At 49.0% G+C, this 24,578-nt stretch carries 18 protein-coding genes and 2 tRNA genes; 2 read left to right on the forward strand and 18 right to left on the reverse strand.

The features are described from left to right. Positions 1-75: 75 nt before the first annotated feature. The 3 genes from CHH60_RS12245 to CHH60_RS12255 all read right to left on the reverse strand — a co-directional run bounded on the left by CHH60_RS12245 (position 76) and on the right by CHH60_RS12255 (position 2,956). Complete coding sequence (locus CHH60_RS12245) at positions 76-741, reverse strand: hypothetical protein (RefSeq protein ID WP_176476047.1); 666 nt, start codon at positions 739-741, stop codon at positions 76-78. A 37-nt stretch (positions 742-778) separates the two neighbouring features. Next, positions 779-2,332, reverse strand: a complete 1,554-nt coding sequence (locus tag CHH60_RS12250) for a tetratricopeptide repeat protein (protein ID WP_095359816.1) — start codon at positions 2,330-2,332, stop codon at positions 779-781. 198 nt (positions 2,333-2,530) lie between these two features. After that, positions 2,531-2,956, reverse strand: coding sequence for a hypothetical protein (locus CHH60_RS12255; RefSeq protein ID WP_095359427.1), 426 nt, complete (start codon positions 2,954-2,956; stop codon positions 2,531-2,533). A 268-nt stretch (positions 2,957-3,224) separates the two neighbouring features. Between CHH60_RS12255 and CHH60_RS12260 the strand changes: the two genes are divergently transcribed. Further along, positions 3,225-3,896: an SOS response-associated peptidase gene (locus tag CHH60_RS12260; RefSeq protein WP_095359428.1), complete on the forward strand. Its 672-nt coding sequence runs from the start codon at positions 3,225-3,227 to the stop codon at positions 3,894-3,896. A gap of 99 nt (positions 3,897-3,995) precedes the next feature. Here CHH60_RS12260 and CHH60_RS12265 read toward each other — a convergent pair. From CHH60_RS12265 to pyrR, 15 genes are all read right to left on the reverse strand, one after another. Beyond that, positions 3,996-4,069 (reverse strand) — tRNA-Ile (locus CHH60_RS12265). Positions 4,070-4,125: 56 nt separating this feature from the next. Next, a tRNA-Met gene (locus CHH60_RS12270) sits at positions 4,126-4,199 on the reverse strand. A gap of 69 nt (positions 4,200-4,268) precedes the next feature. Then, entirely contained in the window at positions 4,269-4,433 is a 165-nt protein-coding gene (locus tag CHH60_RS29780) for a hypothetical protein (protein ID WP_164764226.1), read from the reverse strand. Positions 4,434-4,579: 146 nt separating this feature from the next. After that, positions 4,580-6,028 carry an ABC transporter substrate-binding protein gene (locus CHH60_RS12275; RefSeq protein WP_095359429.1) on the reverse strand — a complete coding sequence of 483 codons (1,449 nt, stop codon included), beginning with the start codon at positions 6,026-6,028 and terminating at the stop codon, positions 4,580-4,582. 20 nt (positions 6,029-6,048) lie between these two features. After that, positions 6,049-6,912: an ABC transporter ATP-binding protein gene (locus tag CHH60_RS12280; RefSeq protein WP_095359430.1), complete on the reverse strand. Its 864-nt coding sequence runs from the start codon at positions 6,910-6,912 to the stop codon at positions 6,049-6,051. 2 nt (positions 6,913-6,914) lie between these two features. Further along, entirely contained in the window at positions 6,915-9,839 is a 2,925-nt protein-coding gene (locus CHH60_RS12285; protein ID WP_095359431.1) for an ABC transporter permease, read from the reverse strand. Beyond that, entirely contained in the window at positions 9,839-10,954 is a 1,116-nt protein-coding gene (locus tag CHH60_RS12290; RefSeq protein ID WP_095359432.1) for an efflux RND transporter periplasmic adaptor subunit, read from the reverse strand. Before CHH60_RS12290 ends, CHH60_RS12285 begins: the two co-directional genes overlap by 1 nt. Continuing rightward, positions 10,917-11,678, reverse strand: a complete 762-nt coding sequence (locus CHH60_RS12295) for an ABC transporter ATP-binding protein (protein ID WP_095359817.1) — start codon at positions 11,676-11,678, stop codon at positions 10,917-10,919. Before CHH60_RS12295 ends, CHH60_RS12290 begins: the two co-directional genes overlap by 38 nt. A 452-nt stretch (positions 11,679-12,130) precedes the next feature. Next, complete coding sequence (pyrE, locus tag CHH60_RS12300; RefSeq protein ID WP_095359433.1) at positions 12,131-12,772, reverse strand: orotate phosphoribosyltransferase; 642 nt, start codon at positions 12,770-12,772, stop codon at positions 12,131-12,133. Beyond that, on the reverse strand, positions 12,769-13,509 hold the full coding sequence (gene pyrF / locus CHH60_RS12305) for an orotidine-5'-phosphate decarboxylase (protein ID WP_095359434.1): 741 nt from the start codon (positions 13,507-13,509) through the stop codon (positions 12,769-12,771). Before pyrF ends, pyrE begins: the two co-directional genes overlap by 4 nt. A gap of 102 nt (positions 13,510-13,611) precedes the next feature. Further along, positions 13,612-16,830: a carbamoyl-phosphate synthase large subunit gene (gene carB / locus CHH60_RS12310; RefSeq protein WP_095359435.1), complete on the reverse strand. Its 3,219-nt coding sequence runs from the start codon at positions 16,828-16,830 to the stop codon at positions 13,612-13,614. Between the two features lies 1 nt (position 16,831). After that, on the reverse strand, positions 16,832-17,974 hold the full coding sequence (gene carA / locus CHH60_RS12315) for a glutamine-hydrolyzing carbamoyl-phosphate synthase small subunit (protein WP_095359436.1): 1,143 nt from the start codon (positions 17,972-17,974) through the stop codon (positions 16,832-16,834). A gap of 335 nt (positions 17,975-18,309) precedes the next feature. Beyond that, on the reverse strand, positions 18,310-19,614 hold the full coding sequence (locus CHH60_RS12320; RefSeq protein ID WP_095359437.1) for a dihydroorotase: 1,305 nt from the start codon (positions 19,612-19,614) through the stop codon (positions 18,310-18,312). A 124-nt stretch (positions 19,615-19,738) separates the two neighbouring features. Next, positions 19,739-20,650 (reverse strand): aspartate carbamoyltransferase catalytic subunit, encoded by a 912-nt coding sequence (locus CHH60_RS12325; protein ID WP_375335121.1) that lies wholly within the window; start codon positions 20,648-20,650, stop codon positions 19,739-19,741. Then, positions 20,650-21,213, reverse strand: a complete 564-nt coding sequence (gene pyrR / locus CHH60_RS12330; RefSeq protein WP_095290017.1) for a bifunctional pyr operon transcriptional regulator/uracil phosphoribosyltransferase PyrR — start codon at positions 21,211-21,213, stop codon at positions 20,650-20,652. The genes CHH60_RS12325 and pyrR overlap by 1 nt, the downstream gene beginning before the upstream one ends. Before the next feature lie 663 nt (positions 21,214-21,876). Between pyrR and CHH60_RS12335 the strand changes: the two genes are divergently transcribed. Beyond that, positions 21,877-24,552 (forward strand): YhgE/Pip domain-containing protein, encoded by a 2,676-nt coding sequence (locus CHH60_RS12335; protein ID WP_095359439.1) that lies wholly within the window; start codon positions 21,877-21,879, stop codon positions 24,550-24,552. The last annotated feature ends 26 nt before the right edge of the window (positions 24,553-24,578 follow it).

Below are 24,578 nucleotides of genomic sequence, written 5' to 3' on the forward strand. Positions count from 1 at the left end.
GTATGCCATAACATATGCCATATCAGCTCGATTGACCGGGCATATCCCCAATCTGCTACGCCCAATCCAAATTAACTATTCCAGGCAAAATACACTGATATTCAAGTCAGCTGCCATCCAGTCCTGCCCTGTCCCCACTGACTTCAGGTCAATGATTCGGGTCCGGGTATCGTTTCTCGATTCGAGCAAAATATCGCCACTTGGAGCGATGCAGTAGGCAATTGGAATACTGATGTCTGAGTCCCTATAAGCTCCATCAGCATGGCTTGTCCCCATGATCACACACTTCTCCGCAATCGCAATCAGCCTTGCCTCCTCGAGCCATTCCGCATATTGCTCCTCACTGAACATCCCAACACCGATAGAATGCATGACCAGATGAATCTGCCCATCAAATTCCTTACAAAAACCCTGCCGTACCAATTCGTCACACAACAAAGTACTGATTAACCAGCCAGCTTCCTCAACCGTAGTGGCAGGTGTATATTTAGCCTTTTCTAGCACGATGTCTCCAGCCTTATTCATGATGATGGCTCGATCCTTGGGTTTCTCATCCAATCTGCGGTGCCCGGACACAATCATCGTTTCATACTTCGCAGCCAACCTTCGTGCCTCTTCTACATTCTGATTCAGATAACCCTCTGGATACAGCACAATATCCACATCAGGGTTGGATCTAAGTTCCCTTTCCAATTGGTTAAGGGATGGCTCCAGTTTCGGTTGTCCAATCAGGATTTTCATTTCATGTGTCCCCCATTCATGAATAAGAGAATAACGATCAACCTTCCAAACTTTGAAGCAGCGAACGTGCTTCTTCATGATCAGGTTCCATCACAAGTACTTCTCGGGTGTAACTCAAGGCTTCGTTTTCGAGCTCCAGCTCATAACAGCACACGGCCAAATCGTATAATACTGCCGAACTGCGCTTCACTCCATCTGCTTCCAGAGCAAGTTCAAGAAAATGTTTGGCGTCCTCATACAACCCCATTTCATTCAATAATTGCCCTGCTAGAAATGCAATATCCCCCATCTGGTCCATTGTGTAATAGGAGGACCACATGCTCTGAATTCCATGCTGGATATCCAACATCTCTTCGTCACTTGCTTCAGGAAGGAGATCAGATATTCTCTGGGCACTATGTATCAAAAATTCGGCATCATACCTGCCCAAACGCCAAAAGGGCAACAGCTGCTTAAGTTCCATTCTGCTTAGCTGATGGTCGAACCATTCTTTTATACTGAAGAAGTCGTCTGGTCCAAAACGCTCAATCTCTCGCAGATAGGCCAGTCTTATATTTACGTAGCTTATTGGCTCTTCTACCATCAGCATACATCCGATATTCAGATCTTTGTAATGATGTGATGTAAAACGAACATAAGCTCCGCGCTGCTCAAAAACATGTTGAATTGCATGATAGTTCGCAGTTAATGAAAAGCTGCCATGAAGAACAAACTCTGGCGGCTCTGCAAACTTCCAATGATCCAGTCGATGATCCCCTTTATCAGCTGTAATAAGCACAAACCCGGATTGAGATAAAGTCTCCAGCCGTTCCAGGCAAGCGAGTCCAGCGGCCGGGAACAAAATATGGGAGTCTTCCAGTTCTTCCTGGTATAGTGATATGAGATCGCGATACGGAAAGTCCGGTTTACTGTACTCCGGTGCCGGACGATACGCATAACTCAGCTCCATGTTTTTCAACATTTCATTAGGCTGAAGGTTCGTGGAAACGTCGGCATTCGATATCGTAACATCACATTCAAAGATCTGCCCTTCACCAACATATATCAATTCTTGGGGAATACTATCAAAGAAGTAGTTGGCAATAATCAGTATTGGCTGACCCAGCTCACCCGGGCGAATAACCGTACCCGCTTCCGTCAAATTTAATTCCGTGTCCTGCATGGCATCAAATTGCGCAAAATCAAGCAAACCCTGTTGGATCAGTGGTTGCATGGACGGATGATTCCTCCACCCCGTAACATTGTCAGCAGCAAGATCAGTCATTACATAACGAAAGGATGGCAGCGTTATTGCAGCATAGTCCCTGAGCTCGCATAGTTTGGTCACAATTTGAAAAGCCAAGCGTCCTACGCCAGCACCTAACTCCAGAATGGTTACCGTCTCTGATGTCTGTCCCTTGGCAGCCAAGTCTTGAAGGAAGCCAAAGATCATTTCCGCGTATGCAGTCGCAATCATGGGATTGCTTGTAATGTATTGCGGAACCTGATTATCCGTCCAGGCCTGCAGCCCTTGCTGCTCATAATACGCTCGCTGCCATTCCCATACCGGAGCCTCACTGAAACGGAAGCGCTGTCCATCATTTTCAATCATGTCATCTAAAACCCGCTTTCTGTCCATAAATTCATTGATTTTCATTATATCATAAGCCTGACACAACCCAAGAATTTCAGTACTCCCCCAATGATAAAAAAAGCCTACCTTATTAGGCAGGCAGTGATGACCCCAAGCTTCTTCAGTCTCAGTCATCGTATAAAAGCTCTATTGAACTTCAAGCAAGCAGGTACGCGATTAGTCGGAGTACAACGCTCCATCAAAGTTCTCAGGACCTACACGAATGGTACCCAGCAAGTTCGAGCTGATAAAAGCGGTGTACGTCAGTTGCGGAAGAACTGGCGGGTTGTAATCATCCGCGGAGAACGTAATAACCTGAGGTGCCAAAACGCTCAAGTTGAACGTGGACGTTGCGGAGTAAACAATCGGATCCGTTGGAGCGGTACCGCGTACAACCGTAATCGTGATTCCGACGAGTGCCAATGGAAGCTGTATGGATACCGTCCCTTTCATCTGCACACGCGGATTCGCTCCCATGCCAGCCGTCGTTATCAAACCAATCTGTCCAAACAATTGCGGCGTATTTACCACAAGAATAGGAACAGCAATGGAGTTAGCCAAGCTGGCATTCTGCGAGGTTCTCGCATCAATAAATTGACTCATGAAATCTACCTCCTATGGTTGGAATAGGATAGTATATGCGAGATGCTAGAGATGGCATGGACAGACAAGGATACCCGAAAAAAAAGGCACCTCATCATGTACTGCTTCCAACTGGATTAGACCCGCATTTGAAACTGTTCAGGAGGATCTTCCATGATCGTTTTGAGCGAGGATCAGACAGCCGTCCGGCTCATCTAATTTTTACCGTGTTTAATCCCTCAATAGTATGATTAAATATGGTAATGACAGTTTAGGAGGTGACTCGAGTATGTGCGGCAGATTTACCATAACGGACCCTTTAGAGGAATTAATGGACAGGTACATGGCTTCCATAAGTGATGACTACGAATATCAACCCAATTATAATGCTGCACCCATGCAGCATATCCCAGCCATCATTGGAAGCACCCAAGGAAACCGTTTGGGTTCCCTCCGCTGGGGCCTTGTACCTACGTGGGCCAAAGATGACAAGATTGGAAATAAGATGATCAACGCACGGGCAGAGACATTGGACACGAAGCCCTCATTTAAACGCCTCATCAGCTCCAAACGCTGTATTATTCCTACGAATGGCTTTTATGAGTGGAAGAAGGAAGGGACCCATAATCAGCCTCTCCGTATTCTGCTGAAGGACGAACAGATCTTCTCGCTCGCTGGATTATACGACACTTGGGCAGATTCCGAAGGAAACAAATTGAGTACATGCACCATTATTACTACTGAACCAAACGAACTGATGGCAGACATACACAATCGGATGCCGGTTATTTTGCGTCCACAGGATGAAGAAGAATGGCTGGATCGAAACCTTAACGACGTTCCTTCCCTGCTCGCGCTTCTGAAACCGTATAAGGCTTCTGAAATGAGGGCCTATAAGGTGTCCAGAGATGTGGGGAATGTCAAAAACAATTCGGAAGAACTGTTGAAGGAAGTTGACTAGCAATAGCCACCCTTTTCTATAAGTTAATCGCCACATGAAAAACAATACTTGCAAAACAGGACAGAAAAAAACCCTTGCTGCGCAAGGGTTTTAAGAGAATGGGCCCTGAGGGACTCGAACCCCCGACCAATCGGTTATGAGCCGACCGCTCTAACCAACTGAGCTAAGGGCCCTAGACATAATGTATAACGTGCAGATGATGGCTGTGAATCATCCAAGCGAAACTAAATTGCGGGGGCAGGATTTGAACCTGCGGCCTTCGGGTTATGAGCCCGACGAGCTACCGGGCTGCTCCACCCCGCGTCAGTAAAATATTAAAACAGCGACTTAATTAATATACACTATCCCACCCTAATAAGTCAAGGGGTAATGTCAGGGAATAAACCGAACGCCATATCTTCCTCTTTTTGAACGATATACTTCCACTTCTGCTGGCTCATTATGACCGTAAATCCACCCGTCCTGCTCCATGCGTTTGGCAAGACACCCTGCCTGAAATTTAGTTGCATATAGCTTGCTGAAATATACCCAGCGCATCCTTCTCTTCCTTTCCGGAGTTATAATTCATCTCTGCTGGTTGTAGAATACCCCATTTCCCAAAAAAATAGCCGCCAGAGGTTAAAAACTCCAGCGACTATTTTGTACTATGCCAGTATTAAACCCCTCTACTTCCTTGTAAAGGCTTAAAACGTGGCCTTGGGATCCTTTTTTAATTTCTCTAACATTTCATTACCTTTGGCTGCCCACTCACCAAGTGCTTCTTTTGGTGTCTTCTTGTTCTCAAGCACCTGAGTGAAGTATTCCATGCCTTTCTCGCTCACTTGCCAGAGGCTCGGCATTTTTTGGTACAGATTATCCAAATTGGTATTGGTAGGAGGCACAGGCTTCAACGTATAGAACGCCTGGATATTGTAATCCAAACCGTCCTTCGGTTTAATGAAGCTTTTGCGGGATACCATCTCGTAGCTGCTGCGTGCCTTAATCTTAGCCCAATCTTCACTGTTCATATATTTGATCAGTTCCCAGGCATCATCCGGATTTTGAGCTGAACTATTAATTGCCATCAGGCTGCTGAGATAGATATTACCTCCAATTTCAGGTGCTTCCGGATGCACCGGAGGTGTTACCACGTCCCAGTCCACCTTGGTGAAGCCTTCCATTTTATCTGCATTTTTGTTTGCGTCAATTAATTGGTTGATGTAGCTGTAATCCCCAATAACCATAGCAGCCTTGCTGCTCAGGAACAGATCACCTTGAAGCGGGTTATAACGTCCGTTCGGATCCTGATCCTGAGGTTCGTCTCCTTTAGGGATCACTTTATCGATAGCAAGCTTGCTGATCGTACTCCATACTTTCTCCCATTGCGGCGAATCTACGGTCATTTTCTCTGCTTTGTCATCAAAGATCTTCAATTGCAGAGCATTGTAATATTGCTGCATGGTGTAGTACGGCGAACCACCTTGGTACGTAGAGAATGAAAACCCGAATTCGTGATCTTTTCCTTCACCTTTGGTCAGACGTGTTGCCAGGTTGAAAATATCATCCCACGTCATGTTATCAGTAGGTGGCTCTACGCCTGCTTTTTGGAACATTGCCTTGTTATAAAACAGCGCGGAGGAGGAGAAGGTCGGTGTCAGCGCATAGATGCTCTGATCTCCCAGATCCTTGATGCCTTCAATAACACTTGGTACAATATCGCTGGTATCGAATTTATCCTCCTGGATCAGTGGGTCCAGCTGTTTCACCATATTCTCCTGGATGAGTGATTTAATCGTAGCCGTGTCAGCCACAACGACATCCACTGGATTATCGCCAGTCATGATTTTCTTCATGTTTTCCAGGCTATCCGGCATTTCCTGCTGTTCTTCCTGAGTACCATAGCCATACATGCTGCCCTGATCTACTGCAGCCACCACTTCAATCGTTACATTCGGATGTGTCAGTTCAAATGCATCTGTAAACTGCTGACGGAAATAGCTGTCATCCTGGCTCCCCCATAATGTAGCAACACGCAATACACGCTGCTCTGTATCCTTGGCCTCACTAGCTGTACAACCCGCAATCAGCGGCAATGCCAGACTGGCTGTAGCCAGCACAGCAAGCACTCGTTTTCCCCAAAACCTGTTCTTCATCTCCCAATTCCCCCTCAATTTTATCTTGGTGGTGTAATCACAATACGCTCACCGTCAAATTCCAATGTTGCCCTGTTGTCAATGGCCAAGGCCTCCAAATACTCTTTGGGTACCTGAAGGCGTCCCGCCCGGTCAATGATGACAAAGGCTTCATGAATATCCGGTGCTCCCGATTCCGATAATCCATGTTCATCATCCAGGTTCGGATTCCGTTTCACAAACTCGGTGCTCGTCAAGCCATCACGTATCGCTACAATACGGTCCACCTTGCCGGCAAGCGTCAGATCATGGGTAACAATAACGATCGTGACGCCCAGTTCCTTGTTCATTTTGCGAAAAATGTTCATGATCGTATCACAAGTCTCGGAATCGACCGAGCCTGTTGGTTCATCGGCAAGCAGAATCTTGGGACGATTGGAGAGCGAGATGGCTATAGCCACCCGCTGCTGCTCCCCTCCGGATAATTGATGCAGCTTGTTGTGCATCCGATCCTTCAGACCAACCCATTCCAGCAGCTGCATCGCGTATGCGCGATCCCGCTTGCCGCCAAGAATCATGGGTGTTTCCACATTCTCCAGTGCCGTTAGGTAAGGCAGCAGGTTACGTCCATTGTTTTGCCAGATGAAACCTACGGTATGTCGTTTGTATTCTACTAGCTGGGCGTCTGTCATTTTCAGCAAATCCCAGTCTCCAACAACCGCAGTACCAGCCGTTGGACGGTCCAATCCACCCAGAATGTTGAGTAATGTGGATTTACCGCTGCCGCTGTTGCCGATGATCGCCATCATTTCACCTTGATTGACAGTCAGGTTGAGACCTTGAAGGGCAACGACTTCCACATCGCTGGATTTAAAAATTTTCACGAGTCCTTCGCATTGGATCACGTTTACCTCTCCTCTCCCATTTTGACCGCTTGGTGAACCCGCAATCTGCGAATCTGCCACAGCAGCATCGTTGCTCCCACAATCAGCATGACCACAGTTACGCCGTACAGCTGCAGCATATCTTGTTGTTCAAATACAATGCGGAACGGGGGTACCTGTGCAGATACATTATCTGTCGTTTGCAAGAATGGCAGGAACAGACGACTGGATACCTGACCGATTCCGATGCCGAGCAGAATGGAAAGACCTGCCGTGAAAACTTGTTCCAGGAGCAGCATTCCGCTCAGCTGTGCACGTGATAATCCCATGGCTCTTAATACACCGAACTGGACAACACGGCCTGACAGGTTAAAGAACCAATACAGGATGTACCCAATCAGGGATATGATGACCGAGACCAGGAAGCCCAGACTCAGGATCCCGAACACACCGCCACGTGACGGATGTTTGCCCTGGGATACTAATTCTGTACGTACATCGCGTACGGAGGACAGCTCAATACCCTCTGCTGCCAGCTTCTCCATTAATGGAGCCACCTTGGCATCAGGTTCCATTTTCAGCCAGACCTCGTACGGAATCAGCGGCACCTGATCATAGATATAGTCCAGATTGGCCACGAAGAATGGCGTCTGGTCCGGATACTGTGCAGGCCAGTATGGGATAATGCCGAAAACCACGAATTCAATGGCCTGGCCCTGAACGCCAATAGAGAGCAGATCTCCAGTTTTGAGCTTGAACTTATCCGCAAATTTGGATGAGATCAACACAGCCCCTTCATACTTGCCTAACAGATCAAGATACTTATATGGATGTGCCGGGAACAGGTCGTTACGGAACCAAGCCACCTGAGCAAAGTCCACATTATCAATCCCGACCAGCATGCCCTGGCCGCCGGATTTGCCGGATACAATGATATTCCCTTTCGTCTGCAGCACTCTCGCTGCATGTTCCACACCGTCCAGTCTGCGGAATACTTCAAATGGAGGTTCGGAGTAAATGACTTTGGATGGTTGTGAGTTTCCACCGCCCCCACCTGGAGCACCTCCACCGCCATTGCCGCCTCCGGCAGCACCACCGCCGCCAGAACCTCCGCCACCGTTTCCACCACCTTGCTGACCTCCGCCTGAACCACCGTTCTGACCGGAACCGCCAGGCTTAACCTCAGGTGTTCCTTCCCATACCGTTTGCATAATGACGTCAGAACCGTATCGGTATAATGTACGCTCAGTGGAGTTCAGATCAATGGTCCGAGCTGCAGCCGAGTTGTACACACCAAGCCCGAGTGTCAAAACCAGCAGGATCATCAACGGGTAATAAGACGATGATGACCGCGATAGCTGTGTCAGGGTCAAGTAAAGTGGAACCGGCAGGAACTTGCGCCCAATCCACTGAATGAGCTTCAGAATCCATGGGAACAACCTCAGGAAGAACAGACCCAAGGCAAAGATCGCAAGCGCAGGTACAAAGAATAGAAACGGCTGTACCTGCAGCTGATCTGTCGTCATCCCTGTCTGGAACGTCAGCATCTGACGTTCATAGAACAGGTAGTATCCATATCCCGCAAGACCCAGCAGCAGGATATCGAGGAACCAACGCTGCCATATGGGAGCACGATCTGTACGTGCCTGGCGTCGCTTGGCCGAAACAATCGTCGCTCGTGCATAGGTTATTGCCGGAATAAGTGAAGCAATAATGGCTACGAGTACGGCGACAAGGCCCAGCAGGATAGCTTCCTTGGACACACCGATTGGAATCGACTTGCGATCCACGAACGACAGGAACCCACTGGCTGATCCGATGCTTTTTGCCATAAACCAGCCAAGCATTGGACCAATCACGAGCGCGATTGCCCCCAGAAAGATACCCTCCAGCAGGTATAGGGAGAAAATCTGCCGTGCTGAAGCGCCGCGGCTTCGCAGTACCGCAATGTCACTTTCCTGCTTCTGCAGGGACTGTCTGGCATTCATTGCAATAAAATAAAAAACCATCGCAATCATCGGTGCTGCCAGTGTAAACAGCATTGTCTGCAGCTGCAGACTCTGACTGCGGAATTGCTTCAACAGATCACCAAAGGTGATATCCACCTTCGTATCCTTGAGCCGCTGGTACAGATCAATATCCAAACGTTCCAGCATGGATGTCAGACCCGGCAGCTGACTGGTTTGGATTTCCTTCAGATCAAACGCATAATACCAGCGCGAATTCTGAAGAGGAATTCCTTTTTCCTTCAGCAGTACATCATTGAGCACGGACTCATCCACATACAGTCCATTCATCATGCCATCGAATCCCTGAACCCAATACGGACTATTCAGATCATCCGCCTTGAAGGAACCTGTGATTTTGACACGCAAGGTGATATCAAGCCCGCTGTACACGGGGTATTCCAGAATATCACCGACGTGCAGATCGTTCCGGTACATGCCTTCCTCCAGCATAACCGCTTCAACAATGTCGTCCTTCACTTGATTGCCTGGCTTCACGCCGGCAGTATAATTCACCTCTGCATCCAGCCCGCTCATCGTTCCGAGCGTCATGCTCCGTACCCGGCTGGCATCCACCTTGGTGGGATCCTCCGGATTCACCTCGGTGCTCCGAATGGATCTGGAATTTACATACGTATGAAATGGAAAACCAATATCGCGAGGCACATCCTCCCGAATATAGCGATCCACTTCTTCTAATCCGCGCGTGTCTGTCTTAACCCCGCCTGGAGCCTGATAACTCATAAGCAACGAACCTGCAGGCAGCCCCTCACTGTTATCCTGCAGGGTCTGTGCCACCACCCGTTTCAGTGCACCGTCGGCATACATCGGTATACTGACAGTGAATGCTACCGCCACAATCAGTCCGATCAGTGTACTGAATGTCATCCAGCGGGTGTTCCACATTTTCCGGAACAACAGTCTGAGCAATGGCAGCCCCATTAGCGGCCCACCACTTTCTGTCCAACCGTCAGACCCTTCAGAATTTCAACATCCGTGGATGTCTGCTGCCCCACTTCAACGTCCACTTCGCGCTTGCTGCCATCACTTTCAACGACCTGCACGTATGTTCTTGAACCGATGGAGCGCAGCGCCGATACAGGAATGACTATGGCATCCTCCGTACGCTGGGTCACAATGGATACTGTCAGAGGGGTTCCGCGTTCCACACCCTTGGGCATTTTCGTCAGGGAGACGATAACATACTGGTCGAGGGTTTCTTTGACTGGCGGGGTGCCACCTTCGCCTGAACCTCCACCGTTTCCACTTCCACTTCCAGCAGCCTCAGCAACAGGCATCACTTTAACTCTGCCGGCTACCTTACCCGCTCCATTGATGTCGACATCCGCCTTCATGCCAGCCGAGAATTTCTCCAGATCTTCCTTGGCAAATGTAGCTGCGACAACCAGATTTGACGTATCCGCAATCGTTGCAATCGGATCATAGGCTTTGACTGCTGCACCTTTCTCCACCTGAACCGCAATAATCGTTCCTCCGAACGGAGCGGTCAGCGTTGCTTTACCTAACTGCTCCTCCAGATCAGCCAGCTCCTGGCGCAGTTCTTCAAATGCAATGGTTGCCTCTTCGAACTCCACCGGATCCATCTCATCTCGTTTACGAAGCGTTTCCTTCATTTGTACTTCCGATTTGCGAATCTGCAGCTTTTTGGCCCGAATTTCCTTCTCAACACTCTCCACGTCGAGCTCTGCGAGGAGCTGGCCTTTCTTCACTTTATCCCCCGGTTTCACGTTCAGTTCCTTGATGTGCATACCGTCCAGCGTGAAATACACCTTCTCTTCCCGCTGACTCATCATTTTACCGCTGCCGCTAACCTTTTTTTCCAACGTTTCTGTCCGGACTTCATATTCCGGCTTTTTGGAAATCGTAGGCGGCGTGATTGGTGGAAGCACTTCTTCCTCTGTTTCTGCCGGCAGCAAAGAGCAGCCTGACATCGTTGCAGCTATGATTGCACCAATTACAATCAGCGCTGCACGTTTCCCCCTTTTCGGAGCGGCCTCTTTACTTGATAAATCTGCCGTCCGCCATTTCATAAACATGGTCCGCAACCTCCAAAATCGTAGGATCGTGTGTAGTCATACATATGGTTACTTGTTCTACTTCAATAATATTGCGAAATACGGACATAACCTGTGCTCCCATCTTGGAATCCAGCTCAGCTGTCGGCTCATCCGCAAGCAGCAATCTGGGTCTATGCGCAATGGCCTTGGCGATCGCGACCCGCTGCTGCTCCCCCCCGGACATTTCGAACGGTCGGTGCTTCACCCGTTTGGACAGTCCGACCAGATCCAGACAATGGCCAACCCGGTCCTTCCATTCCGAGCGAGGTATATCTGCCATCCGCAATGACAGCTCTACATTTTCCCATGCCGACAGCAAGGGCATCAGTGCATAAGCCTGAAAAATAAAACCGATTTCCTTACGCCGCAGAGAGGTCCGCTTCCGGTCACCCCAATCCTGCAAAGGCTGTCCGGAAAATAAAATGTCCCCACTGGAAGGCTGATCCAGTCCGCCCAGCATATTGAGCAGTGTCGTTTTGCCCGAGCCTGATCGTCCTTTCAGCATAACCAGCTGCTGCGGGTTGACTTCCATGTCGATGCCCTTGAGTACATGGATAATCCGGCTGCCTGTCTGAAAGCTCCGATGTACATTACGAACTTCCAGCACAGGTCCGTCGTACGGAGGCAGCAAACTGGCTTTTGCCTTGGGCTGGGACTTCGCTTCAGGTTCGGCAGCGGCAACGGCTACCTCATCCTGGTTCATTCCATCACTTATGGATTGCGAGTCGATGGAAGGACTATCGGGGTCACTTATGTATGCCGAGGCTTCCTGCACGGCGGTGTTCTGCTGCTCCGTGTGCCCTTTTGCATGCTTCTCGCCTGACTGGCTTTTGGCAGATTTCATCCTGGAAAATAATTTCTTCATGCCAGCAATCACGCTCATCCTTTCTTAACATCCCAATCATTTCATTAAGGGTACTAAAATTAGAAATCTATTCCATACTACACTGCATTATAAACGACCGATCCCAACTAAAAGTTACAAGCTTTTTACAACGTAGCCGGGAAAAAGTTAATATTTTGATGAACAAACGAAAAAAGCACCCCTGAGTGCGGGATGCTTCTTGCCAAATCTATGAATTTGCCTCTATAGCGCCAATCATTACAATTTTGATACTGTTCGTAAGTCAAACAGCACAAGATGCACAGATGATATTATTTACCAAATGAAGAAGGATCTTCACGCCAGGATTTGAGCAGCTCGAAATCACTCTCCTGGATGGTTCCCTGAGCCAAAGCCACGTCCATTAGGGCCGTATAGTTGGAGAGGGTTTGCAGCTGAATGCCGGCTTCTTCAAATGCTTTTACCCCTTTATCCAGCTGATAGCTGAAAATCGCCAGCACGGCGAGAGGTGTTGCCCCTGCTGCACGCACTGCTTCTGCTGCTTTGATTGAACTACCTCCGGTAGAAATCAGGTCCTCGATTACAACTACCTTTTGGCCTTCGGTAATGATGCCTTCAATCAGGTTTTCCTTACCATGTCCTTTCGCTTTGTCACGAATGTAGGCCATTGGCAGATTCAGCTTCTGAGCTACCCATGCTGCATGCGGAATACCTGCGGTTGCTGTACCTGCAATGACTTCTGCATCCGGGTACTGTTCATGAATAATGGCAGCGAAGGCTTCGGCAATGTCATTGCGGATCTCTGGATAGGACATCGTCAGACGGTTGTCACAATAGATCGGGGACTTGATCCCCGACGTCCAGGTAAAAGGCTGCTGCGGGCGCAGTGCCACGGCGTTAATCTTCAGAAGTTGGGAAGCAATATGGTTAGGAATCTCATTCAGTGCGATCATGCGTTCAACATCTCCTTCAAAATGGTTTCTGCTGCTTCACGTGGATTGGGCGCGCCTGTAATCGGTCTACCTACAACAATGTAATGGCTGCCTCTAGCGATGGCTTCCCCTGGCGTGAGGACACGTGTCTGGTCACCAAGACCACTGCCTGCCGGCCGAATTCCCGGGGTAACGGTGTGAAAATCACTGCCGCATGCTGCCCGGATTGCCGGCACCTCAAGTGGAGAAGCCACAACGCCATCCAGGCCTGCTTCATGAGCCAGTCCAGCATAACGAACCACTGCCGCTTCCACACTTCCCTCAATGCCAATTTCGCTGTTCATTGTTTCCTGACTTGTACTGGTAAGCTGGGTAACTGCGATGATTTCCGGCCTTCTCAGAGAAGAATCTGCAGCCAGCGCTGCTTCCGCTCCTTCGCGTGCAGCACGCATCATGCTTGTACCGCCTGCTGCATGTACGTTGAACATGTCTACACCAAGGCGGGTGATACTCTCGGCACCACCACGAACGGTATTGGGGATATCGTGCATCTTCACATCGAGAAACACCGAGTACCCTTTCGCTTTCAGCTCCCGGATAAAGTCCGGACCTGCTGCGTAGAACAGCTGCATTCCTACCTTCAAATAACATGGAATGCCTTCAAGTGCCTGTACCAGTGCTTGCGCTTGTTCCGCATCAGGATAATCGAGTGCGACCATTAAACGGCCAGCCATTTCGTTGAAATTAGGGTGATTCATCCAGTCCGCTCCTTCCACATGCTTGTTTTTTCCGTTTTTTGCCCGATATAAAGGACATCCCGTCAGCCCAAGGGCTGACTGATGTCCTTCATCAGAGATTACTTATTCAACAAAGGCCGGCATGGCTTCGGAGGAGAAATTGATCGTTTCCAGCATTCTCAGCAGGGCACGAATCGTATCCAGTGAAGTCATACATACAATGCCATTCTCTACCGCTTCACGACGAATCCGGAACCCGTCACGCTGCGGCGTTTTACCTTTGGTCAGTGTGTTGAAAACGAAGTTCGCTTCCCCGCTGCGGATCATATCAAGGATATTTGGCGAACCTTCGCTCAGTTTTTTCACCGTCGTTACCGGAATGTTTGCCGCCTCAAGCGCAGCTGCCGTACCTCCGGTAGCCATGATTTTGTAACCAAGTCGGTAGAATCCTTCAAGCAATGGTACCGCTTCGTCCTTGTCTTTATCGGCAACAGTAACCACGATCGCTCCGGTAGCCGGAATTTTCATGCCTGCTCCGATGAGACCTTTGAACAATGCTTTGGCGTAATTCGGGTCACGTCCCATAACTTCGCCTGTGGATTTCATCTCTGGTCCAAGGGTCGGCTCTACACGGCGCAGCTTCGCGAAGGAGAATACCGGTACCTTAACCGAAACATGATCCGACTCAGGCCACAGACCGTCCACATAACCCAGGTCTTTCAGCTTCACACCCAATATGGCCTGTGTTGCCAGATTTGCCATTGGAATGTTCGTTACTTTGCTCAGGAAAGGTACTGTACGGGATGAACGCGGGTTCACCTCGATGACATACACTTGGCCATCATGGATAACGAACTGGATGTTGACGAGACCAATCGTTTTGAGTTCTTTTGCAATTTTGATTGTGATTTCGACGATTTTTTCTTTCAAATCCTGGGACAGGTGCTGTGGCGGATATACCGCGATGGAATCACCAGAGTGGACCCCTGCGCGTTCGATATGCTCCATGATGCCAGGAACCAGTACCGTTTCACCATCACAGATGGCGTCTACCTCAACCTCTTTACCCAGCATGTAACGGTCGATCAGTACCGGGTGCTCCGGATTGATTTTAACCGCCTGTTCCATATATGTCAGCAATTCCGCATCGGAGTAGACAATCTCCATGGCGCGACCGCCGAGTACATAGGAAGGACGAACCAGTACAGGGTAACCCAGGCTTTGTGCCGTCTCTACCGCATCATCTACGGATATGACTGTTTTGCCTTTCGGCTGTGCTATTTCCAAACGAGACAGAAGGCGTTCGAATTTCTTCCGATCCTCTGCCTCATCGATGCTCTCCAGATCCGTTCCGAGTATCGTTACACCTGCATTACGCAGCGGTGCTGCCAAGTTGATGGCTGTTTGACCACCGAACTGTACGATAACCCCTACCGGCTGCTCCTGCTCAATCACGTTCATGACATCTTCGAAGAACAGAGGCTCGAAGTACAGACGATCAGATGTATTGAAGTCCGTGGATACTGTTTCAGGGTTATTGTTAATAATAACCGCTTCGTAGCCTGCCTTTTGCAAGGCCCATACCGCGTGTACTGTTGAGTAGTCGAACTCAATCCCTTGACCGATCCGGATTGGACCCGAACCCAGCACTACGACTTTTTTCTTGTCCGAAGGGATAACTTCATTCTCCGTTTCGTACGTCGAGTAGTAGTATGGTGTTGTCGCTTCAAACTCTGCTGCACATGTATCAACCATTTTGTATACCGGACGAAGGTTTTCCTGCTCACGACGAGCTCTAACCTCTGCTTCCGTTGTCAGCGTGCTTCCAGGTTGACCTTGAGCGCGCAGCTCAGCAATCGCACGGTCCGTGAATCCAAGGCGCTTCGCTTGATACAGCGTTTCGGATGACAGCTCGGATTCCTCACGGATACGATCTTCGAAGCCGACCAGACCTTCAATTTTGTCCAGGAACCACCAGTCAATCTTCGTCAGATCCTGCAGTTGTTGTAATGTATAGCCTCTGCGGAATGCTTCAGCCACCAGGAACATGCGCTCATCATCGGCTTTGATTAGACGTTCGTTGAGCGTAGCTTCGTCCAATGTTTCTGCCTCTTTCAAGTATAGACGGTGAACACCGATCTCCAGAGAGCGAACTGCTTTGTGAATCGACTCTTCAAAGGTACGGCCGATAGCCATAACCTCGCCTGTTGCTTTCATCTGTGTACCCAGCTTGCGGTTCGCGGAAGTAAACTTGTCGAACGGCCAGCGAGGGATTTTGCTCACGATATAATCCAGTGTTGGCTCAAAGCAAGCATAGGTTTGGCCTGTTACCGGGTTGACAATCTCATCAAGCGTATAACCCATGGCGATTTTGGCAGCCATTTTTGCAATCGGATAACCGGTTGCTTTGGAAGCCAGTGCCGAGGAGCGGCTTACCCGCGGATTCACTTCGATAACATAGTACTGGAAGCTGTGTGGATCCAGGGCGAACTGTACGTTACATCCACCTTCAATGTTAAGGGCACGAATGATTTTCAGGGATGCTGAACGCAGCATTTGATATTCACGATCAGATAGCGTCTGGCTCGGTGCCACAACGATACTGTCACCAGTGTGAACGCCGACCGGATCGAAGTTTTCCATGTTGCAGACTACGATACAGTTATCGTTCTTGTCACGCATGACTTCGTATTCAACTTCTTTCATACCTGCAATACTCTTCTCGACCAGACATTGCCCAATCGGGCTGTAACGAAGTCCTGCTGCGACGGTCTCGCGCAGCTCTTCTTCGTTTGCACAGATCCCGCCGCCTGTTCCGCCAAGCGTATAAGCTGGACGTACGATAATCGGATACCCAATCTCTCCTGCAAACTCAAGGGATTCCTCAAGTGTCGTTACGATAACACTTTCTGGTACAGGCTGTTCCAGTTCACGCATCAGATCACGGAACAAGTCACGGTCTTCCGCTTTCTCAATGGATGTCAGCTGTGTTCCGAGCAATTTCACATTTTCACGTTCCAGGACACCGGCACGAGCCAGTTCCACAGCCATGTTCAAACCCGTTTGACCGCCAAGCGTAGGCAGCAATCCGTCTGGGCGTTCCTGACGAATAATCTGAGTTACAAAGTCCAATGTAATCGGCTCGATGTAGACTTTGTCCGCCATATTGGTATCAGTCATGATCGTTGCCGGGTTGCTGTTAATGAGTACAACTTCCACGCCTTCTTCTTTCAGTGCCTGGCAAGCCTGTGTACCGGCATAGTCGAACTCGGCCGCTTGACCGATGACGATTGGACCGGAACCAATCACCAGGATTTTTTTGAGGTCTTTGTTAATCGGCATGTTATTGCGCTCCTTTCACTGCGGCTGCCAATACGGCTTGACGCGGCTTTTGCGGGTTAGTGATTTTGTGCTCACGAATCATTTCGATGAAACGGTCGAACAGATAGCTGTTATCATAAGGACCTGGCGCTGCTTCCGGGTGATATTGTACCGAAAACGCAGGGAATGTTTTATGTTTCAGACCTTCAATGGTCTTGTCATTGTTATTGATGTGTGTAACTTCCAATTCAGTGTTTTTCACTGACTCTTCGTTAACCGTGTAACCGTGATTCTGGGATGTGATGAAGCAGCGTCCGCTCTCCAGTTCTTTGACTGGGTGATTACCACCGCGGTGTCCGAACTTGAGCTTCTCCGTATCCGCGCCTGCTGCCAGTGCAAAGAGTTGATGCCCGAGGCAGATACCAAAGATCGGATACTCGCCAAGCAGTTCACTGATCATTTTAACGGCATGTGGTACATCTTTTGGATCCCCAGGACCGTTGGACAGCTGAATACCATCCGGGTTAAGACGACGAATCTCTTCTGCAGTTACATCATGCGGCACGACAACAACGTCGCAGTTGCGCTTGCTCAGTTCACGCAGAATTCCTGTTTTTGCACCATAGTCTACAAGGACGATACGCTCAGCCGTGCCCGGGCTGTTGTACACATGCTGCGTGGACGTCAGAGGCACCTGGTTGCGCAGCTCGGCGATGCTCGTGTCTCCCATCATCTCCAGCAGCTCTTCCACAGGCTTCGATCCTGTTGTGAGAATTCCCTTCATGGTGCCGTGATGACGAATCCGGCGAGTCAACATGCGTGTATCAATTTCGCTGATGCCGACGATGCCATACTCTTTCAGCAGATCATCCAGGCTGTATTCAGCGCGCCAGTTGCTCGGTACTGTCTCATGACGGCGAACTACGAAACCATGCACGAATGGACGGATGGACTCGAAGTCGTCACGCGTAATGCCGTAGTTACCGATCAGCGGATACGTCATGGTTACGATTTGACCGCAATAAGAAGGATCCGAAAGCACCTCTTGGTAGCCTGTAATTCCCGTATTAAAAACGACTTCACCCGTTGTTTCACCTTCAGCACCGAACGCTTTTCCGGTGAACAGTGTGCCGTCTTCCAACAATAATCTTGCCTGTGCCTGCATCCCATTTCACTCCTCTGTGTTTATCAACGTTGAATGCCTCCTGAGTTGAACATGGAGTTACGTTCGTGCGGCTCCGCGGACAGAAAACCTTTCGATCGCTGTTACCCCCGGATTACTTTTTGATCCATTTTCAAATGGGGTAATCCGGGGATAAAGGCGAACACTTCGTTTCTTCAGGTCTTTTCTGTCCACTCCGCAGTTACGCTGGCCTCCAAATTCAAAAGCATGACATCAACTTTGCTTGTTTCGTATGTTTACACTCTCGGCATGATCGGCCTCGAGTTAGTTGTAAGAATTATTGAAGTAAAGAGCTAATGATTCATCTGTTTACCGATTTACTGTTGTACCGTGTTATTCCACACGCTTTTGCCATCCACCCAAGTCTGTACCGGCCAGCCTTTCAGCTTCCATCCTGTAAATGGTGTGTTTCTTCCTTTGGTAGCAAACGTCGCAGGGTCAACTGCCTGTTCCTGATTCAAATCAATCATGGTCAAGTCCGCAGGTGCTCCCTCTTCCATCCTGCCTGTATCCAGTCGGAATACCCGTGCCGGATCGGCAGTCATGCGTTTAACCAGGAAGTCCAGGCTCCAAAGTCCTGTTTCTACAAACTTGGTGTACAGCAGCGGGAAAGCAGTTTCGAATCCAACGATTCCGAATGGCGCCAGTTCCATGCCTTTGGCTTTCTCCTCTTCACTATGCGGCGCATGATCAGTTACGATCATGTCCAGCGTTCCGTCCAGCAAGCCTTCAATGCAAGCCTGCACATCACGCGGTGAGCGAAGTGGCGGGTTCATTTTCCAGTTGGCATCCATGCCCGGGATGTCCTCATCGGACAGAACCAGATGATGCGGACACACCTCAGCCGTAACCTTGATGCCGATCGATTTGGCCAGACGAATCAGGCGAACCGATTGTTCCGTGCTTACGTGGCAGACATGGTAGTGCACCCCTGTTGCTTCGGCAAGAAGGATATCACGACCAACGTGAATCGCTTCGGATTCATTCGGAATGCCTTTGATACCATGGCGCTTGGAGAATTCTCCTTCAGTCACGTATCCACCTACAACCAGTGAGTCGTCTTCACAGTGAGCAATGACTGGCATATCCATGCTTGCCGCAAGGCTCATGGCGTCTTTCATCATCTGCGCATTCTGCACGCCTACGCCGTCATCCGTGAATCCGATGGCGCCTGCTTCTTTCAAAGCGGCAAAATCGGTCAGTTCGCGACCAAGCTCGTTTTTGGTAATGGCCGCATACGGCAGAACTTTTACCAAATCAGCTTCCTTGGCTTTATTCAGAACCAAACTTACTACATCCGGACTATCTGTTACGGGTCTTGTGTTTGGCATGCAGGCGATTGTTGTAAAACCACCTTGGGCCGCTGACCTGGCACCTGTCTCGATGGTCTCTTTGTGTTCGAAACCAGGTTCACGCAAATGCACGTGCATGTCGATCAAGCCCGGAATTACCAATTTGCCTGAAGCATCCGTAACGCTGTGCGCAGATTGTTCTGCTTGCAGGACCGCTTCGTCTTCCACACCGACGATCTTTTGGATCTTGCCTCCATTTATAATGATCGTTTTCCGTTCGAGTTCCCCTTGAGCATTCAAAACATTCGCATTTTTAATAATCTGTAGCATAATTGCCCTCCGCTTCGGTTCTCACCCGGATTCCCAGAGGAACCGAATGATTTGGATTTATCGTATACTTTACCGTTCTAAAGAAGATCCGCCCTGTCAGCCTATGACCCATAGCCAGACCCTGTTACAGCTTTAATGCGCGTTCCATGACCGCCATGCGAATCGGAACACCGTTCGCCATCTGCGGGAAAATCCGCGATGCTGTACTCTCTACAACCGCGTCGTCAATTTCAACGTTCCGGTTAACAGGAGCAGGGTGCATGATAATGGTGTTTGGATTCAGGCGTGCCGCCCGTTCTTCCGTCAATCCGTAGTGTTCGCGATAATCCTCTGCCGAGGTAATGAGACCATGCTTATGGCGTTCCAGCTGAACCCGCAGCATCATGACGACATCCGCATTCAGTGCTTCATCCAGACCTACATAAGGAGCGTGCTCTGCCAGTTCCGGTGCTTGCATCGTTTGCGGAGCACAGAAGCGTACATCTGCTCCGAACTTTTGCAGCGCCCACAGGTTCGAGCGTGCAACCCGGCTGTGCATGATGTCTCCAATGATCGATACACGCAAACCTTTTAGCTCACCGAAGGCTTTTCGCATGGTGTACAGGTCCAGCAATGCCTGAGTTGGATGTTCGTTATTTCCGTCTCCCGCATTTACCAGTGGAACATTCACCTTCTGTGCCAGCTGCTGCAGAACACCTGCTGGTTTCAGCCGAATGACTCCTGCATCAATGCCCATGGATTCAAGTGTTCGTACCGTATCATAAATAGATTCGCCCTTCTCTACACTTGAAGCTGCAGCCGTGAAGTTCAGCACTTGTGCACCCAATCGTTTCTCAGCCATTTCGAATGAGAAGCGAGTACGCGTACTGTTCTCGAAGAACATGTTGGCAACAAAGCGTGATTCAAGTACAGGTACCAATTTATCCTTCTGAGCTTCCCAGTAGGCTGCTCTGTTCAGAATCGCTTCAATCTCACTGCGACTAAGTTCTTTCAGTCCGAGCAAGCTCCGGTCCTTCAATGCTGTCTGTGTAATCATCATGCTTGCTCCCCCCGGTTCTGAATGATTTTGACTTCGTCCTGTCCGTCCGTTTCCATTAGTGCCACTTCAATTTCCTCTGATTTGGAAGTCGGCACGTTTTTGCCTATAAAATCAGGTCGGATCGGAAGTTCCCGGTGTCCGCGATCCGCGAGTACGGCCAGCTGAATGTTCTGCGGTCTTCCACAGTCCATCAGGGCATCCATCGCTGCACGAATGGTACGACCGGTGTAGAGCACATCATCGAACAAAATCACTTTTTTGTCATGAATCGAAAGTGATTCAGGTGTCATCGTCAACAGTTCCTTGCGATTCGCTTTGTTCTCGTCCAAGCGGTCATCGCGATAAGGAGTTACATCCAGTTCTCCCCAGGGGACTTTGGCGCCTTCGATTTCTTCAATCTTCGCGGCGATCCGTTCTGCGAGATAAACGCCCCGCGTACGGATACCGACCAGCACACAACCGTCGATCCCTTTGTTTTTTTCCAAAATCTCATGGGCAATCCGTGTTAATGCGCGGCGGATCGCCGTTTCATCCATAATGACATGTGTTTCTGTGCTCATGCGTTCAGCCTCCTCAGGATTTCCCTCCAGATCATGGCCCCGTGACAGGAGAACAAAAAAGACTCCTTGCCGTGTTTATTGGCAAGGAGTCTCCGAACTTCAGACCGCTCTGAAGAAAGTTTACTCTCGGGATGCACCGTTATATTGCCGCAGCAAAAAACGATGTATCGTTCACGTTACCTTGCCAGTCTCACGGGACTGATTTAAAGGTGCTATTCATGTCGAACATACTGAAGTGCCTCACAGGGCGCTATTGATCAATATGTTCGTTTATCTTCATGAATTATGACAGAAAGACAACCCCCTGTCAACACCTCACCTTAGCAGGCGAACTCCCCTGCTGTTTCCCTTTAGAATCAACAGGTCGGCTGAAAAACATCCATGCACATCACATTTCATTTATTGCTCATAATTATACAATAATTCTGTATATTTATCCATAGGTATTTGCAAACTTGAATCGATCCAATATAACCCTTCTGTTTATAGCTGCTTATATTACTTACAGGAAAGATCGATTAATCACACAAGAACGGGGTAAAACAACTTTAATGCAAGCCCGTTCACATTCCGTACATAGGAACCGATATACATAAAGATTTGTATCTTCCTGAGATGGGAATGATATAAAACCTGGAATTTGATTTGAATTAGGAGGACATCATGCGTAATATATGGCAAATTTACAAAACGGACTGGCTTCACATTTTAAAAGTACCCACCGGCATATTCTTGATTGTAGCCATTATTTTACTGCCCGGGGTGTATGACTGGGTCAACGTAAAATCGGTGTGGGACCCGTACAGCAACACTCAAGGAATCAAAATCGCGGTAACCACGGAAGATCAGGGAGCCACCGTCGCTGGAACGACGGTTAATATAGGAGACGAATTAGTGACCAGCCTGAAGCAGAATCATAAGCTGGGTTGGACATTTGTGGATCAGGCGGAGGCCAGCCGTGGTGTGCAGACGGGTGAGTATTATGCAAGTCTGCTTATCCCAGGTGACTTTTCATCCAAAATCACCGGTATTGTCGATGGGAAACTGGAACGTCCCGAAGTCGTCTATACCGTGAACGAGAAAGTCAATGCCATTGCTCCCAAAATCACGGGATCAGGTATCTCTTCTATTACAACGCAAATAAACGAAAGTTTTACCGAAGCAGTTAGTCAGGCAGTATTAACCAAATTAAAGGAAGCTGGTGTGGAAATCGATGCACAGCTACCTACCCTGCGCAAGATGGAAAATGGAATCTTTACACTGGAAAAGAATCTTCCTGCCATACAGTCTGCGGGACAAAAAGTGTTGGAAGTGGAAAAAGCGATGCCGGAAATCGTCAAAGAAGCGCAAAAAATTGTTGAAGTCGAGAAACGATTGCCCGAAATGAACGAAGCGGCACAGTATATACTTAAGGTGCAGGAATATTGGCCACAGATCATGAATGCCTCTGCCGAGGTACTAGCCATACAGGAGCGAATTCCGGATATTCGAAAAGCAGTCGAACGTATCCAAGAAGTGGATGAACATTTCGGTGAAGTATCCGGTGTCATTGATACGGCTTTAACCAAAACGGACAAGGCTCTAACTATCGTAACCGCTGCTCAAGATAAACTTGTCACTGTCTCAGGCATTACCGAAAACGGAGTAGAACTCGCTGAAGGCATGAATCGTTTCGTGGATGCCAGTGAAGAAGCATTTCAGACCATCGGACCGGTGATCCGGCAAAATCTATTGCTGGTGCAGCAGATTGCAAGTGCTGGCGGAGATCTGTTTAAACGACTTCAGAGTACGGATCTTAGCGCACTCCCTACAGCGGACGAACTGGACAGCATAGCTGTTCGGCTTGCCGTTGCCGTAAAATTGGTTGACAGTATGGCCGACCTATTGGGCAAGATGGACAATCTCCTTCCAAACCATCCGTTAGCCGATAAAATCACCAGATTGAATACCCTATCGGACAAGTTACAGCTGCAAATGAAGCTTGCCGGTATCATCAGCGATGCATTACGTCGCAATACCACTCCACCAGCTGATATCATTGCTCAGCTGAGCACGTTATCAGAGGAAATCAACAGCGGCGTGAACCGAATCCTTGGAGCGTATGATGCTGAAATTGAGCCTGCTCTTACTACCGGAGCAGATAAACTAAGATCTATTCTCTCTGCATCAGCAGATACTTTACAAGGTGCCCAAGACAAATTACCGGATGTAGCGGACATCCTGTCAGCTACCAAGGAAGGTATTACTTTTGGACAGACGGAATTAAGAAAAATCCAAAGTGATCTGCCCCAAATACAGAACAAGATTCATGAAATCTCTCAGACATTACAAAGTAAAAGTGAAGCTTTCATCCAGGCACTGAATACAGTAGCGCCTTTAATTCAGAATGACCTGCCCAAAGTCGGGGCCAAGCTGAACGAAGCAGCCGATTTTGTCCGCAACGATCTGCCTCAGGCGGAGAAGCAGATTGGCAGAGCATCCGACTTTGTACAACATCAATTGCCAGAGGTTGAAAAAGGCGTGCACCGCGTTGCCACACTTGTGCGAGAGGACCTGCCGGATCTGGAAAGTGCCATCAGCAAGGCGGCAGATAAACTCAGAGAGGTCGAAGGCAATAATCAATTTGCCGAACTTGCCAAACTGCTGCGCGGGGATATTGAGGAAGAGAGCGCCTTTCTTGCGAGTCCCGTTCAGATCAAGGAAAATCAATTGTATCCGATTCCCAACTACGGATCGGCCATGTCGCCATTTTACGGCGTACTGTCCCTGTGGGTCGGCTCAACACTCCTGATTTCCCTGCTTCGGGCTGAGGCAGAAAATCCGGACGGTAAGTTTCGAGGGTACCAATTGTACCTTGGACGCTTGGGTACGTTCCTGACTATAGGGTTGCTTCAGGCTGTGTGCGTAACGGTCGGAGATATGCTGATTCTCGGAACATATGTAGCAGATAAAATATGGTTTGTCCTGTTTGCCATGTTGGTAAGCGCCGTGTTCGTCACGATCACATACACCTTATTGTCCGTGTTCGGAAACATTGGAAAAGGAATTGCGATTATATTCATGGTGTTTCAGTTCTCAAGCTCAGGAGGAACATTCCCGATCAGCATGACTTCTCCCTTCTTCCAGGCATTGAATCCGTTTATGCCCTTCACGTATGCGATCAGCCTTCTTCGTGAATCAGTCGGTGGCATTCTGTGGTCGACTGCTCTCAAGGATATTCTATGGCTGTGTATATTTATAGCACTTAGTCTGATCCTAGCACTGGTGCTGAAACGTCCCCTTAGCAGTCTCACCAAGCGTTCAGCCGAGAATGCAAAGAAGACCAAAATCATAGCCTGATTTCAATGAAACAACCCTCTGGACGA

Source organism: Paenibacillus sp. 7523-1, from assembly GCF_002276415.1.
GTDB classification, from domain to species: Bacteria; Bacillota; Bacilli; order Paenibacillales; family Paenibacillaceae; genus Paenibacillus; species Paenibacillus illinoisensis_A.

Coding starts and splice junctions, on each gene's coding strand:
- CHH60_RS12245 (WP_176476047.1), bottom strand. CDS start 741: ATGAAAATCCTGATTGGACAACCGAAACTGGAGCCATCCCTTAACCAA.
- CHH60_RS12250 (WP_095359816.1), bottom strand. CDS start 2,332: ATGATTGAAAATGATGGACAGCGCTTCCGTTTCAGTGAGGCTCCGGTA.
- CHH60_RS12255 (WP_095359427.1), bottom strand. CDS start 2,956: ATGAGTCAATTTATTGATGCGAGAACCTCGCAGAATGCCAGCTTGGCT.
- CHH60_RS12260 (WP_095359428.1), top strand. CDS start 3,225: ATGTGCGGCAGATTTACCATAACGGACCCTTTAGAGGAATTAATGGAC.
- CHH60_RS29780 (WP_164764226.1), bottom strand. CDS start 4,433: ATGCGCTGGGTATATTTCAGCAAGCTATATGCAACTAAATTTCAGGCA.
- CHH60_RS12275 (WP_095359429.1), bottom strand. CDS start 6,028: ATGAAGAACAGGTTTTGGGGAAAACGAGTGCTTGCTGTGCTGGCTACA.
- CHH60_RS12285 (WP_095359431.1), bottom strand. CDS start 9,839: ATGGGGCTGCCATTGCTCAGACTGTTGTTCCGGAAAATGTGGAACACC.
- CHH60_RS12290 (WP_095359432.1), bottom strand. CDS start 10,954: ATGTTTATGAAATGGCGGACGGCAGATTTATCAAGTAAAGAGGCCGCT.
- CHH60_RS12295 (WP_095359817.1), bottom strand. CDS start 11,678: ATGAACCAGGATGAGGTAGCCGTTGCCGCTGCCGAACCTGAAGCGAAG.
- pyrE (WP_095359433.1), bottom strand. CDS start 12,772: ATGATCGCACTGAATGAGATTCCTAACCATATTGCTTCCCAACTTCTG.
- pyrF (WP_095359434.1), bottom strand. CDS start 13,509: ATGAATCACCCTAATTTCAACGAAATGGCTGGCCGTTTAATGGTCGCA.
- carB (WP_095359435.1), bottom strand. CDS start 16,830: ATGCCGATTAACAAAGACCTCAAAAAAATCCTGGTGATTGGTTCCGGT.
- carA (WP_095359436.1), bottom strand. CDS start 17,974: ATGCAGGCACAGGCAAGATTATTGTTGGAAGACGGCACACTGTTCACC.
- CHH60_RS12320 (WP_095359437.1), bottom strand. CDS start 19,614: ATGCTACAGATTATTAAAAATGCGAATGTTTTGAATGCTCAAGGGGAA.
- CHH60_RS12325 (WP_375335121.1), bottom strand. CDS start 20,650: ATGATTACACAGACAGCATTGAAGGACCGGAGCTTGCTCGGACTGAAA.
- pyrR (WP_095290017.1), bottom strand. CDS start 21,213: ATGAGCACAGAAACACATGTCATTATGGATGAAACGGCGATCCGCCGC.
- CHH60_RS12335 (WP_095359439.1), top strand. CDS start 21,877: ATGCGTAATATATGGCAAATTTACAAAACGGACTGGCTTCACATTTTA.